Genomic DNA, 14,537 nt, shown 5'->3' on the forward strand with positions numbered 1-14,537 from the left:
TCTGGCCAACGAACATGCCGGAACGGCGCGAGCGCTGCCCCAGCGATGGGCGCGGCGAGGGGATGGGGGACGGGATGACAGTGTTACGATGGGCCGCCGCATTCGGCCTGCTCTGCGGGACCGCCGAGGCGGCCGACCTTCCGGTCGCACCGGCCGCGCCGGCGGCCTTCGAGCCGGTCTGGACGACGACGTTCAACACCGAGTTCCGCTATTTCAGCTTCAGCGGCACCAAGGGCCAGCCGGTCGGCATCGCGCCGCTCGGCGTGCGCGGCAGCGGCTCGCAATTCTACCTGCCGTTCGGCCTGTCCTTCTCGGGCCAGCCGGTGCCGGACCTGAGGATCGACCTCGTGGCGCGCGGCGGCTACGCCGATTCGCGGCAATCGACGCCCGGCCTGTCGGGCGCGGTGAGCACCGCCCTCGACACCCAATTGTCCGCCACCGCGACCTATCTGGGTCTCGACGGGGTGCAGCCCTTCGCCTCGCTGAACCTCAACCTGCCGACGGGCACCTCGTACCTCGCCGGGTCGCGCTTCCTCGCGCGGTTCGATTCGGACCTCGTCGACGTGCCGACCTTCGGCGAGGGCTTCAACATCGGCCCGAGCGTCGGCGTGAACGTGCCGATCGGGCAGACCCTGATGTTCAACCTGACCTTCGGCTACACCGCCCGCGGCGCCTATTTCCGCGAGGGTCCGCCGGATCCGCTGACGGGGATCGACGCTTACATCCACACCCGCTCCGGCGACACGACCTCGGTCACCGCCTCGCTGTTCTACGAGGAGGGCCCGTGGACCGGCAACGTCGCGCTCGTCTACTCCCAGGACGGCACGACCTTCATCGAGCGGGTGCCGGTGATCCGCTCCGGCTCGCGCATCGGCGTCTCGGGCCAGCTCGGCTACGCCTGGGCGGAGAACTGGCGCACGACGCTCAACGCCTCGTTCAACCACACCGAGCGCAACTTCGTCCCGGGCGCCTTCCTGCCCGGCCTGGTCGCCGAGCCGCGCAACTCGAACAGCAACCTCTACCGCGTCGGGCTCGACACCCTGTACACCACCGGGGCCCTCGCCCTCGGACCGACGGCGAGCTACCTCTACCGCGACACGAATTCCTACGATCCCACCACCCTGCAGTTCCTGCCGGCCCGCGAGCGCTACGGGGCGGGCGGCCTCCTGCAATACACGGTCAACGAGCAGGTCTCGCTCTCCTTGCGCGGGGAGCGGCTCTGGGTGCACGAGGCCGCCAATACCGGCACCGGCGAGGGCCGCCTGTCCTACACGGGCTGGTCCATCGGCGGCGGCGCGACGATCAGGTTCTGAGGAGGCATCCATGGCCCAGACGATCTCTCCCCGGACGTTCATGCGCCGGACGATGCGCCCGGCTCAGACGCTGCTCCTCGCCGGAGCCGCATTCTGCGCCCTCGCGGGAGCGGCCGCGGCCCAGACGAGGCCGGCCCAGATCCGTCCCCCGGCGTGCCCGGAAGGCCGGCTCGCGGACGGCGCCTGCGTGAACCCGCGCCTCGCCTTCCTCGCCCGGCAGCAGGCGGTCTGCTACAGCCAGTTCAAGCTGTCCTACATCGCCTGCCCGGGCACGCTGCCCGCCGTCGACATGCGCTACAAGTTCCCGTTCAACGTCGTCACCGAGCGGCAGACCGAGCTGAACTTCATCCTGGAGCGGTAGGGACACCGGAGCGCGCGACCGTCGCGGTCGCGCGCTCCGGTGTCGGTCACACGTCGGAGCTCAGCCCCAGGGCCGCAAGCCCCTCGTCGAGCAGGTCGCCGACATTGGGGATGCCCAGGAGGTAGTCGGCGGTGCGGGTGCCGGCGGCCTCGCGCTCGCGGGCGAGGCGGACCGCATCGGGGAACTCCTCCGGCTCCATGTCGCCGCGGCCGACGAACAGGATCGCCACCAGTTCGGCGCGCTCGTCGTCGTTGAGGCCGGCGACCATCTCGCGCAGCTCCTCCTCGGTCGCGTCGTCGGGGCCGTCGACCAGGACGTCGCGGGCGCCGTCGTCGATCGGGTTCGAGCCGGAATCGGGATCGCTCAACCCCTCCTTCACGTCGAGGGCCCGGGCCCGCAAGATGAACTCACTGACCTTATCAACGGCGATGTCCATCGGTCGAACCTCCTCGTGACGCACTCGCGACGTATGGTGCAGCCTCAACCCGCGAGGCGGAGACGGGTTCGCCGATGTCACGCCGTCGAGCGCGTTTCACCCCTGGACGGCGGCGGCGTTCGCCCTCACCTGAGCCTCGGTCAAGTCCACCCCCGAGGTCCCGATGCTGATCAACGCCGCCTTCGCGGCCCTGCGGCAGGTCTTCTCCCCCGCGCTGCGCCAGATCCTGTGGAAGTCCCTCGGGCTGACGATCGGGCTCCTGTTCCTCGTGTGGTTCGGGCTCTCCAAGGGCATCGCGGCGCTCATCGCCGCGCACCCGATCTCGACCGACTACGCGATGGTCAACGCCGTCGCGTCGTTCCTGGCCGGGGCCGGACTGTTCGTCGGGCTCGCCTACATCCTGCCGCCGGTCTCGATCCTGGTGGCGGGCTACTTCCTCGACGACGCCGCCGAGATCGTCGAGCGCACGGACTTCCCCGACGAGGTGCCGGGCCGAGCGATGCCGCTGTCCCAGGCGATGCTCTACACCCTGCGCTTCGCCGCGCTGGCACTCGCCGTCAACCTCGCGGCCCTGGCGCTGCTTCTCGTCCCGGGCATCAACGTCGCGGCGTTCTTCCTCGCCAACACCTACCTGCTCGGGCGGGAGTATTTCGAGCTCGCCGCCGCCCGGTTCCGGCCGCTGCCCGAGGCCGGCGCGATGCGGCGATACCACACCGCGACCGTCATGCTCGCCGGCGCGCTCCTCGCCGGGCTGATGCTGGTGCCGATCGTCAACCTCGTCACGCCGCTCTTCGGCATCGCCCTGATGGTGCACGTCCACAAGGGCCTGAGCCGCGACCGCCTGCTGAAGGCGCCGGCGGCCCACCCGCCGGTGGCGATGGACCGGGACCGGCTCGACGTGAACCGGCGCTGAGCCGGCGGCCTCAGCCCGGAGCGGGGCGGACCTGGATCACCGGAGCCGCGGCGGCGAGGATCGCGGCGCGGTCGCGCCCGGGGGGCGGGTAGATCCGGCTGCCGTTGATCGCCCGCTTGACGGCCTTGGCCGCCGCGCCGATCGAGACCAGGTGCTCGCGCTCCCACCCCGCCGTGTAGGCGGCGCCCCAGGGGCCGAGATCGAGCACCGTCACGTAGTCCGGCGCCGCGAAGGGCAGGCGATCCTGCGGGCGCCCGGCGAGGTCGCAGACGGCGTTGTGGCCGGCGATCCGGCCCATCGGCCGGGCGTGCTGGCACGACATCACGGTCCGGTGGCCGGCGGCGTCGGCCGGCGCCACCGCGACGTCGCCGGCCGCGAGGATGTCGGGCACGCCCTCGACCCGCAGGAGCGCGTCGACCGGCAGCCGGCCGAGCGGGTCGAGCGGCACGCGAAGCGTCGCGGCGAGCGGGCTCGCCCGCAGGCCGGTGGCGAGCACCACCGTCAGGGCCGGCAGCCGGGCGCCGTCGGACAGGGTGACACCGGCCGCGTCGATCGCCGCGACGCTCGCGCCGCCGCGATACGCGACCCCGGCCGCCGCCAGGGCCTGGCGGATCGCCGGGGCCGCCGCCCCCATCGCGGTCCCGGCCTGCGCGGCGGGATCGACGAGGGTCGTGCCGACCGGCCCGGCATCGCCGGCCTGGGCGCGGGCCCGCGCGAGGCGCGCCGGCAGCTCGCAGGCGATCTCCAGTCCGACGAGGCCGCCACCGACCACGACCGCGTCCCACCGCCCGGCGTGGCGGGCGCCCGCCGCCGCGCGGGCGAGACGCTCGAGATGGGCGGCGAGGCGCTGCGCCCCCGCGAGGGTGTCGACGTCGAGCGCGCAATCGGCACCCGGCACGTCCGGGCGGTGGATCGCGCTCCCGGCCGCCAGGACGAGGCGATCGTAGCCGAGGGCCGCGGGCGTCGCGCCGACGGGGTCGGGCTGCAGGATCACCCGGCGTCCGGCCGGGTCGATCGCCGCGGCCGTCGCGTCGACCTGGTCCACCCCGATCGGGCCGAGCACGGCGTCGTAGGCGACGCGCAGGGGCGCGAGGTCGGCCTCGTAGCAGCGCACCCGCACGACGTGGGAACGGCCGGGCGCCACGAGGGTGATGGCGTCGTCGCGCCCGAGGGCGTCCCGGGTCCGCGCCGCCGCCGCGGCCGCCCACAGGCCGGCGAAGCCGCCCCCCACCACGACGATGCGTCCTGCCATCGCGGATCCCTCCCCGTCGGGACGGCCGGCCACTCGACCCGCTCGCCCAGGCCCGGCGCCGAGCCGCTCGCCCAGGCCCGGCGCCGAGCCGCCCATCATGGTAGCAGCCCGGTGCCCCCGGCCTCATCACCGCCGAAAGGCGAGGGCCGGTTGCGCGGCTCGCGGCCGCGGGGCACCATCGCCCGATGACGGCCGGCACCCACGAGGTCTTCAACCAGAGCCCGCCCTTCGGCGACGCCAACCTGTACGCCGCCGACGCCCCCTTGCGGGGAGCGCTCGCGGCGCTCGGTGCGCCGGCGGATGCGGAGGGGCTCGCGGCGTTCGGCGCGGCCTGGGGCGCGGCGGAGCGCCTCGACCTCGGCCGCCTCGCCAACGCGCATCCGCCGGCCTTGCGCACCCACGACGCGCGCGGGCACCGGGCCGACCGGGTCGAGTTCCACCCGGCCTACCACGCCCTGATGGCCGCGAGCGTCGCCGACGGCCTGCACGCCTCGATCTGGGACGGGGCGGGGGCGGGCGCGCCGCAGCCACGCGGGCACCTCGCGCGGGCGGCGCGGTTCTACCTCGCGGCGGGCGTCGAGAGCGGGCACCTCTGCCCGATGACCATGACGAGCGCGGCCGTGGCGGCCCTGCGAAGCGCGCCCGACCACCTCGCCGCCTGGCTGCCGCGGATCGCGAGCCGGACCTACGACCCGTCCTTGCGGCCCTGGTACGAGAAGGCGGGCGTCACCCTCGGCATGGGGATGACCGAGAAGCAGGGCGGCACGGATGTCCGCGCCAACACCACGACGGCCGCGCCCGCCGGCGGCGACACCTACGCGCTCACCGGGCACAAGTGGTTCTTCTCGGCCCCGATGTCGGACGGCTTCCTGGTGCTGGGCCAAGCGCCCGGCGGCCTGACCTGCCTGCTGGTGCCGCGCCACCGGCCCGACGGGTCGGTCAACGCCCTTCACCTGCAGCGGCTCAAGGACAAGCTCGGCAACCGCGCGAACGCCTCCGCCGAGGTCGAGTTCCGCCAAGCCTTCGGGTGGCGCGTCGGCGAGGAGGGGCGCGGCGTCCCGACCATCCTGGCGATGGTGCAGCTGACCCGGCTCGACTGCGCGGTCGCCTCGGCGGGCCTGTGCCGCATGGCCCTGGTGCTGGCCCTCCACCACGCCCGCCACCGCCGGGTGTTCCAGGCCCCCCTCGCCGACCAGCCGGCGATGCGCCGGGTGCTCGCCGACCTCGCCCTCGAGAGCGAGGCGCAGACCGCGCTCGCCTTCCGGCTCGCCGCCGCCTTCGACCGGGGCGAGGCGGCGCGGATGCGCGTCCTCACGCCGGCGGCGAAGTACGCGGTCTGCAAGGCCGCGCCCGGCTTCGTCTACGAGGCGATGGAGGCCCTCGGCGGCAACGGCTACGTCGAGGAGAGCCCCCTGCCCCGGCTCTACCGCGAGGCGCCGGTCAACGCGATCTGGGAGGGATCCGGCACCGTCATGGCCCTCGACGTGCTGCGCGCCGCCGCCCGCGCGCCCGAGGAGGCGGTCGGTCTCGTCGCCGAGCTCGCCGAGGAGGCCGAGGGCCTGCCCGGCGTGCGGGAGGCCGCCGCCGACATCGTCGCGGCGCTCCAGGCGCCCGACGCCGAGGCCCGCGCCCGCTTCGCCACCGGCCGCCTCGCGACCCTGGCGGCGGCCGCGGCGCTCGCGACTTGCGCGCCGCCGGCCGTGGCGGAAGCCTACGCGGCGACGCGGCTCGCGCGGGAGCGGGCGACGTACGGGGCGAACGGCGTCGGAGCCGTCACCGAGATGCTGCTGGCCCGGGCCCTGCCGTGATGCCCGTTCCGAACACCACGTGCCCCATGATCCGTCCGGGCAGCAGCGTGAACAAACCGGTGATGACCAGCGCGCCGAGATAGAGCCCGATCATCGCCCTGCGATGGGCGACGATGCGTCCCTGCCGGGCAAAGGCGACCGCCAGCACCAGGCCGCCGAGGGTGAAGACCGACAGGCCGTGGATCCAGCTGAACGGCCCGACCTGCCGCAGGCCCGAGATGCCGAAGGAGCTGAGCGCCACCAGCGCGATCAGGCCGACCCAGAACTTGCCCATCAGCCGGTGCCGGCGCCCGCCCCGCCGCAGGCCGAATTGCAGCGCCCCGAGCACCAGGGCGGCGACGGCCGCCGCGGCGTGGACCTGGATCACCGGCGAGGCCTGGAGCAGCGGGTGCAGGGTCATGAACGCCTCCAGCAACGGGGCTGCCGCAGCTTGCAGCACGCGACATCCCGCGTATGTTGACAGGCGCAACATACGGGGAGTGTGGGCATTGTCAACATCCGAGGGCGGCGCGTATCATCACGGCGACCTGCGCCGCAGCCTGATCGCGGCGGCGCATGACCTGCTGCGGTCCGGCGGCGTCGAGGCCGTGACCCTTCGAGAAGCGGCACGCCTCGCCGGCGTGTCGCACAACGCTCCCTACCGACACTTTCCCAGCCGGGAGGCGCTGCTCGCGGCGCTCGCGGTCGAGGGGTTCCGGGGCTTGCGGCGGGCGCTCGACGAGGCGGCCGGCGGGGCGGAGCCGCCTGGGAGGCTCACCGCCCTCGGGCGCGCCTACCTGCGCTTCGCCGAGGCCGACCGCGCGACCTTCCGGCTGATGTTCGGCGGCGTCCTCGAGATCGCGTCGCATCCCGACCTTGCCGCGGCCGCGGCGGACGCGTTCGGGACGCTGCGGAGCGTGGTGGCGGAGCAGGCGCCGCCACCCGCCGCCGAGCGCGAGGCCCTGCGCGCCTGGGGCCTGGTGCACGGCCTCGCCCATCTCGTCGCCGACCGGCAGATCGACGCCGCGCGGGCGGAGGCCTGCCTGCTGTGATGGCACCGTCGCCGCGAATCGTTCGCATGCAAATGAGGCAGCCTAGAATTTGAGCACCTGAACCAGCCGGGCCCGGGTCTTCGCGACGGAACCGATTGGCAGGGCTCTTGCAGCTGACTTGCCGTCATTCACCGACGGGGACGTCCAACGATGCCGCTGCTCACCCGCCCGCCCCTGCGCCCGCTGGCGCGAACCCTGTCCGGGCTCGCCCTCGCCCTCGCGCTGACCGGGCCCGCGAGCGCGCAAGGCGTGCTGCGCATCGGCATGACCGCCTCCGACATCCCGCTCACCACCGGCCAGGCCGACAATGGCGGCGAGGGCATGCGCTTCACCGGCTACACGGTGTACGACGCGCTCATCAACTGGGACCTCGGCCGGGCCGACAAGGCCTCCGACCTGACCCCCGGCCTCGCCACCGCCTGGACGATCGACCCCGCCGACAAGACCCGCTGGACCTTCAAGCTCCGGCCCGACGTCACCTTCCACGACGGTTCCAGCTTCGACGCCAACGCGGTGGTGTGGAACCTCGACAAGCTCCTGAAGTCGGACAGCCCGCAATTCGACCCGCGCCAGTCGGCGCAGGGGCGCACCCGCATCCCGGCGGTGGCCTCCTACAAGGCGCTCGACCCGATGACGGTCGAGATCGTCACCAAGAACCCGGACGCGACCTTCCCCTACCAGCTCGCCTGGATCCTGATGTCGTCTCCCGCCAACTGGGAGAAGCAGGGCAAGAGCTGGGACGCGGTCGCCAAGGCGCCCTCCGGCACCGGGCCGTGGAAGGTGACGGGCTTCGTGCCGCGCGAGCGCCTCGAGCTGGTGCCGAACAAGGCCTACTGGGACAAGGCGCGGGTGCCGAAGCTCGACCGCATGGTCCTGGTACCTCTCCCCGAGGCCAATGCCCGGGTGGCGGCTTTGCGCTCCGGCCAGGTCGACTGGATCGAGGCGCCGGCGCCGGACGCGGTGCCCTCGCTCAAGGCGGCGGGCTTCGCGCTGGTCACCAACCTCTATCCCCATAACTGGACCTGGCACCTGTCGCGGGCCGAGGGCTCGCCGTGGAACGACGTCCGCGTGCGCAAGGCCGCGAACCTCGCGGTCGACCGCGAGGGGCTGAAGGAGTTCTTAGGGGGACTCGCCACCCCGGCGGAGGGCTTCCTCACCCCCGGCCATCCGTGGTTCGGCAAGCCGGGCTTCAAGCTCTCGTACGATCCCGAGGCGGCGAAGGCGCTCCTGAAGGAGGCCGGCTACGGCCCGAGCAAGCCCCTCGTCACCAAGGTGCTGATCTCGGCCTCGGGCTCGGGCCAGATGCAGCCGCTGCCGATGAACGAGTTCATCCAGCAGAACCTGGCCGAGGTCGGCATCAAGGTCGATTACGAGGTCGTGGAGTGGAACACGCTCATCAACATCTGGCGCGCCGGCTCGAAGTCCGACAGCGCGCGGGGCGGCACCGCGATGAACTACTCCTACCTGATCCAGGACCCGTTCACCGCCTTCATCCGGCATGCCCAGTGCAACCTGGCGCCGCCGAACGGCACCAACTGGGGATATTACTGCGACCCGGCGATGGACAAGCTGTTCGATGAGGTCCGCACGACCTTCGAGCCGAAGGACCAGGTCGCGGTCCTGCAGAGGGTGCACGAGAAATTCGTCGACGACGCGCTGTTCCTGATGGTCACCCACGACGTCAACCCGCGGGCGATGAGCAAGAAGGTGCAGGGCTTCGTCCAGGCCCAGAGCTGGTTCCAGGATTTCTCGCCGATCACGATGGCGAAGTAGACGGCAGTTCGTCCGCACTGGCTTGATAGAAGCCAGTGCGGACAGGTTCCTGCTCTCAACCCTCGACCTCATCCCGAGGTGTCAGTCCATCAAAGGGGGACTGACCTCGACGGAGGGCTCCAGAAGACACGGGGCTCGCTGGAGCCCTCCTTCGAGCCTCACTTCGTTCGCACCTCAGGATGAGGTCGTGGGTTGGAACACCCTGCATGACGACAGCCCATCCCAGCCTGACACATTACGACCCCGACAACCGGCGCAGCCCCGGGATCCTCTCGCCATGATCCTCTTCATCCTCAAGCGCATCGGCTACGCCGCCCCAGTCGCCCTGGGCGTGAGCCTGGTATGCTTCCTCCTCGTCCACCTCGCCCCCGGCGATCCGCTGAGCGCGATCCTGCCGGTGGACGCCACCGCCGAGATGCAGGCGCAGATGCGCGCGGCCTACGGCTTCGACAAGCCGCTGCCGGTGCAGTACGGCCTGTGGCTCTGGAAGATCCTGCACGGCGACCTCGGCACCTCGATCGCCACCGGCCGCCCGGTCCTGTCGGAGGTCGGCCGCGCCGTCGGCAACAGCCTGATCCTGGCCTCGGTCGCGACGCTGATCGGCTTCACCTTCGGCACCTTCTTCGGCTTCGTCGCCGGCTATGCCCGCGATTCCTGGCTCGACCGGGCGGCCTCGGCCATCGCGGTCTTCGGGGTCAGCGTGCCGCATTACTGGCTCGGCATCGTGCTGGTGATCGTGTTCTCGGCCACCCTCGGCTGGCTGCCGCCGACCGGTGCGGGGCCGCAGGGGTCGGGCAACTGGGTGCCCGACCTCGAGCACCTGCGCTACATCCTGCTCCCGGCCATCACCATGTCGGTGATCCCCATGGGGGTGATCTCCCGCACAGTCCGGGCGCTCGTCGGCGACATCCTGCACCAGGACTTCGTCCAGGCGCTGCGCGCCAAGGGCCTGTCGGAGTTCGGCGTCTTCCGCCACGTGGTCAAGAACGCGGCCCCCACCGCCATCGCCATCATGGGGCTGCAACTCGGCTACCTGCTCGGCGGCTCGATCCTGATCGAGACGGTGTTCGCCTGGCCGGGCACCGGCTTCCTCCTCAACGCCGCGATCTTCCAGCGCGACCTGCCGCTGCTCCAGGGCACGATCCTGGTGCTCGCCATGTTCTTCGTCACCCTCAACCTCCTGGTCGACGTGGTGCAGACCGCGCTCGACCCCCGCATCGAGAGGGCCTGACCGCATGACCATTCAGACCTCGCTCGCCACCGGCGATCCCGTCGCGGCGGTCGCCGCGCCAGAGATCCCGGTCGTGGCCTCGCGCGGCTACTGGGGCAGCGTTCTCCGGCGGCTCGCCCGCGATCCGGTCGCGATGGCCGCCGCCTGCGTGATCCTGGCCATCGTGCTCGCGGCGATCTTCGCGCCGCTGATCGCCCCGATGGACCCGTTCAAGGGCTCGATGGCCCGGCGCCTGCGCCACGTCGGCGACGCGACCTACTGGCTCGGCTCGGACGAGCTCGGCCGCGACATGCTCACCCGCCTCCTCTATGCCGGCCGCCTGTCGCTGTTCATGGGCGTGCTGCCGGTCGTCATCGCGTTCTTCGTCGGATCTAGCCTCGGGATCCTCGCGGGCTATGCCGGCGGCTGGGTCAACACGCTGGTCATGCGCGTGGTCGACGTGTTCTTCGCCTTTCCGTCGGTGCTGCTGGCCATCGCGCTCTCGGGCGCGCTGGGGGCCGGCATCCTCAACTCGATCGTATCGCTCACCGTCGTCTTCGTGCCGCAGATCACCCGCGTCGCCGAGAGCGTCACGGTGCAGATCCGCAACCGCGACTACGTCGAGGCCGCCCGGGTCTCGGGCGCGAACCCGTTCACGGTGGTGCGGGTGCAGGTGCTCGGCAACGTGCTCGGTCCGGTCTTCGTCTACGCCACCAGCCTGATCTCGGTCTCGATGATCCTGGCCTCGGGACTCTCCTTCCTCGGCCTCGGCGTGAAGCCGCCGGAGCCGGAATGGGGCTTGATGCTCAACACCCTGCGCACCGCGATCTACGTCAACCCGGTCGTCGCGGCGCTGCCGGGCGTGATGATCTTCCTCACCTCGATCTCCTTCAACCTTCTGTCGGACGGCCTGCGCTCGGCCATGGAGGTGCGCCAGTGAACGATCTCGATCCGCGCGACCGCGGCGGGCCCGCCCAGCCGCTCCTCACCGTCGAGCGCCTGGCGAAGCACTTTCCCGGCAAGGGCGGGCTGTTCGGCAAGGGCAATCTCTTCGGCAAGGGACCTGCGGTCCGCGCCGTCGACGGCATCGACTTCACGGTGATGAAGGGCGAGACCCTCGGTGTGGTCGGAGAATCGGGCTGCGGCAAGTCGACGACGGCGCGCCTGCTGATGCAGATCGCCCGGCAGGACCGGGGCGACATCGTCTTCGACGGCGAGCTGCTGGGTTCGCGCGCCCTCGACCTGAAGGCCTATCGCCGCCAGGTGCAGATGGTGTTCCAGGATTCCTACGCCTCGCTCAACCCGCGGCTGACGGTCGAGGAATCGGTGGCCTTCGGGCCGAAGGCGCACGGGCTGTCCGCGGCGGCGGCGTTGTCGCGCGCCCACGACCTCCTGCGCCAGGTCGGCCTCGAGCCGCGGCGCTTCGGCGGGCGCTACCCGCACGAGGTCTCGGGCGGCCAGCGCCAGCGGGTCAACATCGCTCGCGCCCTCGCCCTCGAGCCGCGGCTCCTCATCCTCGACGAGGCGGTCTCGGCCCTCGACAAGTCGGTGGAGGCGCAGGTGCTGAACCTGCTGACCGATCTCAAGCAGGAATTCGGGCTGACCTACATCTTCATCTCGCACGACCTCAACGTCGTGCGCTTCATGTCCGACCGGGTGATGGTGATGTATCTCGGCCGGATCGCCGAGATCGGCCCGGCCGACGCCATCCTCGGGTCGCCGCGCCACCCCTACACGGCGGCCTTGCTGGCCTCCCAGCCCTCGACCGACCCGGAGGCGCGGCTGGAGGAAGCGCCGCTGACCGGCGACCCGCCGAACCCGATCAACCCGCCCCCGGGCTGCCGCTTCCACACCCGCTGCCGGTTCGCCGCGGAGGTCTGCCGGACGCGCGAGCCCGGCCTCGACCCGGTGGCGCCGGCCCATTTCGCGGCTTGCCACATGGCGGTCGCCGGCTCCGGCCATCCCGACGCTCCCCCGGTCCCGCTGGCGGCGTGAGGCGATCATGAACGCACCCTTGCGCGCGAACGACACCGCGGCCTCCGGCGCCCTGATCGAGGTCCGCGGCCTGACGGTCGATTTCCTCGGCGGCCGAAAACCGGTCCGGGCGGTCGGCGGGGTCGATGTCACCATCCGCGCCGGCGAGGCCCTGGCGCTGCTCGGGGAATCGGGCTCGGGCAAGTCCGTGACCCTGCGGGCCCTGATGCGATTGCTGCCGGAATCCCGCACCCGCATCGGCGGGCATCTCCGGGTCGACGGCCACGACGTGCTCGGCCTGAAGCGGCGGGCGCTCTCGGCCTATCGCGGCGGCACGGTCGCGATGATCTTCCAGGATCCGGGCCTCGCCCTCGATCCGGTCTACCGCATCGGCGACCAGATCGCGGAAGCCGTGATGCGCCACGAGGGCGCCTCCCGCGCCGCCGCGAGGGCCCGGGCGCTCGAACTGTTCGAGCGCGTCCACATCCCCTCCCCGGCGCGGCGCCTCGAGGCCTACCCGCACGAGCTGTCCGGCGGCATGCGCCAGCGGGCGATGATCGCTCTGGCGCTCGCCTGCCGGCCCAAGGTGCTGCTCGCCGACGAGCCGACGACCGCCCTCGACGCGACGGTGCAGATCCAGATTCTGCTGCTCCTGCGCGAGTTGCAGCGCGACCTCGGCCTCGCCGTGATCTTCGTCACCCACGATGTCGGCGTCGCCGTGCAGGTCGCCGACCGGGTCGCCGTGATGTATGGCGGCCACCTCGTCGAGGTCGGGGCGAGCGGCGACGTGATCGGCCGGCCGGCGCACCCCTACACGCAGGGGCTGCTCGCCTCGCGCATCACCCCGGATTCGCCGAAGGGGGTGCGGCTCGCCACCATCCCGGGCTCGCCCCCGGACCTCGCCGAGCCGCCCCCGGGCTGCCCGTTCGAGCCCCGCTGCCCCCTCGCCGTCCCGGCCTGCCGGGAGGGCCTGCCGGCGCGGGCGGACATCGCGCCGGGCCACGCCGCGCGCTGCATCCGCCTCGGCGAGACGAGGCCGGTGCTCTGAGCGAAACGCGACCTTGACGAATCTGCCGGCGTGGCGCCTCCTGCACCGATAACAAGCGTCAATCGGGAGGTCGTCTTGCTGGGTGTGAAGCGTGTGCTGGTGTCCGCCGGGTGTCTGTTGCTGTCGGTGGCGTCCTCGTCGGCCCAGACGAGCGTCAAGGTCGGCATCCTGAACGACATGTCGGGTGTCTATTCCGATATCGGCGGCAAGGGATCGGTCGCCGCGGCGCAGCTCGCGGCGGAAGACTTCGCGGCGATCGACAAGACCATCCAGGTCGAGATCGTCTCCGCCGACCACCAGAACAAGCCGGATGTCGGCGCCGGCATCGCGCGGCAATGGTACGACCGCGACGGCGTCGACGCGATCTTCGACGTGCCGACATCGTCGGTGGCGCTCGCGGTCAGCCAGGTCACCCGCGAGAAGAACAAGATCTTCATCAACTCGGGCGCCGGCACCACCGACCTGACCGGTTCGCAGTGCTCTCCCAATACCATCCACTGGACCTACGACACCTACGCGCTCGCCAACGGCACCGGCGGCGAGATGGTCAAGCGCGGCGGCAACACCTGGTTCTTCCTGACGGCGGACTACGCCTTCGGGCAATCGCTCCAGAACGAGACCGCGGCCGTCGTGACGCGCAACGGCGGCAAGGTCCTGGGCTCCGCCCGGGTGCCGTTCCCGGCCAGCGACTTCTCCTCCTTCCTGCTCCAGGCGCAGGCCTCGGGTTCCAAGGTGGTCGGGCTCGCCAATGCCGGCGGCGACACCATCAACGCCGTCAAGCAGGCCCACGAGTTCGGCCTCACCGAGGGTGGGCAGAAGCTCGCGGCCCTGCTGTTCTACGCCCAGGACGCCAAGGCGCTCGGCCTCGAGATCGCCAAGGGGCTGGTGCTGACGGAGGCGTTCTACTGGGACCTGAACGACGGGACCCGGGCCTTCTCGCAGCGCTTCGCCAAGAAGGCGAACGGCAACATGCCGAGCATGAACCAGGCCGGCGTCTACGGCGGGATGATGCACTACCTGAAGGCGGTCTCGGCGACGAAGTCGAAGGACCCCAAGGTCGTCATGGAGTGGATGAAGGCCAACCCGACCGACGACCCGCTGTTCGGCAAGGGCATGGTCCGGGCCGACGGCCGCACGATCCACGACATGTACCTGTTCGAGGTCAAGAAGCCATCCGAGTCGAAGGGACCCTGGGACGTCTACAACAAGCTCGCGACGATCCCCGGCGACCAGGCGTTCAAGCCGATGAACCAGGGCGGCTGCCCGCTCGTCGGCAAGAGCTGATCGAGGGCCGACCGCGGGCTGTCGCCGCGGGAGACCGTGACGGCGCGGCGTCCCGACGCCGCGTCATGCCGCGTTGCACCCGGTCCGGCCGGAGGGTAACCCCGGCCCGGACGCGGAACACGCAACGGGAGACC

Annotated in this window: 14 protein-coding genes; 11 read left to right on the top strand and 3 right to left on the bottom strand. The window is 71.8% G+C overall.

The genetic code is table 11. The features are described from left to right. Window positions 1-74: 74 nt before the first annotated feature. Both DK419_RS00650 and DK419_RS00655 read left to right on the top strand, forming a co-directional pair. Entirely contained in the window at window positions 75-1,313 is a 1,239-nt protein-coding gene (locus DK419_RS00650; protein ID WP_109957394.1) for a hypothetical protein, read from the top strand. Between the two features lie 10 nt (window positions 1,314-1,323). After that, window positions 1,324-1,674, top strand: a complete 351-nt coding sequence (locus DK419_RS00655; protein ID WP_109957395.1) for a hypothetical protein — start codon at window positions 1,324-1,326, stop codon at window positions 1,672-1,674. 46 nt (window positions 1,675-1,720) lie between these two features. Here the strand turns inward: DK419_RS00655 and DK419_RS00660 are convergent, their stop codons facing one another. After that, window positions 1,721-2,110 carry a DUF3775 domain-containing protein gene (locus tag DK419_RS00660; RefSeq protein ID WP_109957396.1) on the bottom strand — a complete coding sequence of 130 codons (390 nt, stop codon included), beginning with the start codon at window positions 2,108-2,110 and terminating at the stop codon, window positions 1,721-1,723. A gap of 163 nt (window positions 2,111-2,273) precedes the next feature. On the opposite strand from DK419_RS00660, the gene DK419_RS00665 reads away from it, so the two are divergent. After that, window positions 2,274-3,023: a sulfate transporter family protein gene (locus DK419_RS00665; RefSeq protein ID WP_109957397.1), complete on the top strand. Its 750-nt coding sequence runs from the start codon at window positions 2,274-2,276 to the stop codon at window positions 3,021-3,023. Window positions 3,024-3,033: 10 nt separating this feature from the next. Here DK419_RS00665 and DK419_RS00670 read toward each other — a convergent pair whose 3' ends face one another. After that, entirely contained in the window at window positions 3,034-4,275 is a 1,242-nt protein-coding gene (locus DK419_RS00670; protein ID WP_109957398.1) for an FAD-dependent oxidoreductase, read from the bottom strand. 185 nt (window positions 4,276-4,460) lie between these two features. On the opposite strand from DK419_RS00670, the gene DK419_RS00675 reads away from it, so the two are divergent. Beyond that, window positions 4,461-6,083: an isovaleryl-CoA dehydrogenase gene (locus tag DK419_RS00675; protein WP_109957399.1), complete on the top strand. Its 1,623-nt coding sequence runs from the start codon at window positions 4,461-4,463 to the stop codon at window positions 6,081-6,083. Here DK419_RS00675 and DK419_RS00680 read toward each other — a convergent pair. After that, entirely contained in the window at window positions 6,049-6,522 is a 474-nt protein-coding gene (locus DK419_RS00680) for a DUF2306 domain-containing protein (RefSeq protein ID WP_342587208.1), read from the bottom strand. The genes DK419_RS00675 and DK419_RS00680 overlap by 35 nt on opposite strands. A gap of 49 nt (window positions 6,523-6,571) precedes the next feature. On the opposite strand from DK419_RS00680, the gene DK419_RS00685 reads away from it, so the two are divergent. The 7 genes from DK419_RS00685 to DK419_RS00715 all read left to right on the top strand — a co-directional run bounded on the left by DK419_RS00685 (window position 6,572) and on the right by DK419_RS00715 (window position 14,403). Continuing rightward, complete coding sequence (locus DK419_RS00685; RefSeq protein WP_245442774.1) at window positions 6,572-7,114, top strand: TetR/AcrR family transcriptional regulator; 543 nt, start codon at window positions 6,572-6,574, stop codon at window positions 7,112-7,114. Between the two features lie 150 nt (window positions 7,115-7,264). After that, on the top strand, window positions 7,265-8,887 hold the full coding sequence (locus DK419_RS00690; protein WP_109957402.1) for an ABC transporter substrate-binding protein: 1,623 nt from the start codon (window positions 7,265-7,267) through the stop codon (window positions 8,885-8,887). 277 nt (window positions 8,888-9,164) lie between these two features. Then, window positions 9,165-10,118, top strand: coding sequence for an ABC transporter permease (locus tag DK419_RS00695; protein WP_109957403.1), 954 nt, complete (start codon window positions 9,165-9,167; stop codon window positions 10,116-10,118). Window positions 10,119-10,122: 4 nt separating this feature from the next. Then, window positions 10,123-11,037 carry an ABC transporter permease gene (locus DK419_RS00700; protein WP_109957404.1) on the top strand — a complete coding sequence of 305 codons (915 nt, stop codon included), beginning with the start codon at window positions 10,123-10,125 and terminating at the stop codon, window positions 11,035-11,037. Next, complete coding sequence (locus tag DK419_RS00705) at window positions 11,034-12,092, top strand: ABC transporter ATP-binding protein (protein WP_167450815.1); 1,059 nt, start codon at window positions 11,034-11,036, stop codon at window positions 12,090-12,092. The genes DK419_RS00700 and DK419_RS00705 overlap by 4 nt, the downstream gene beginning before the upstream one ends. Window positions 12,093-12,099: 7 nt before the next feature. Then, window positions 12,100-13,119, top strand: coding sequence for an ABC transporter ATP-binding protein (locus DK419_RS00710; protein WP_109957406.1), 1,020 nt, complete (start codon window positions 12,100-12,102; stop codon window positions 13,117-13,119). Between the two features lie 93 nt (window positions 13,120-13,212). Continuing rightward, window positions 13,213-14,403, top strand: a complete 1,191-nt coding sequence (locus DK419_RS00715; RefSeq protein WP_245442964.1) for an ABC transporter substrate-binding protein — start codon at window positions 13,213-13,215, stop codon at window positions 14,401-14,403. Window positions 14,404-14,537: the final 134 nt, after the last annotated feature.

The sequence above is a fragment of the Methylobacterium terrae genome (genome assembly GCF_003173755.1).
In the GTDB taxonomy this organism is placed as follows: domain Bacteria; phylum Pseudomonadota; class Alphaproteobacteria; order Rhizobiales; family Beijerinckiaceae; genus Methylobacterium; species Methylobacterium terrae.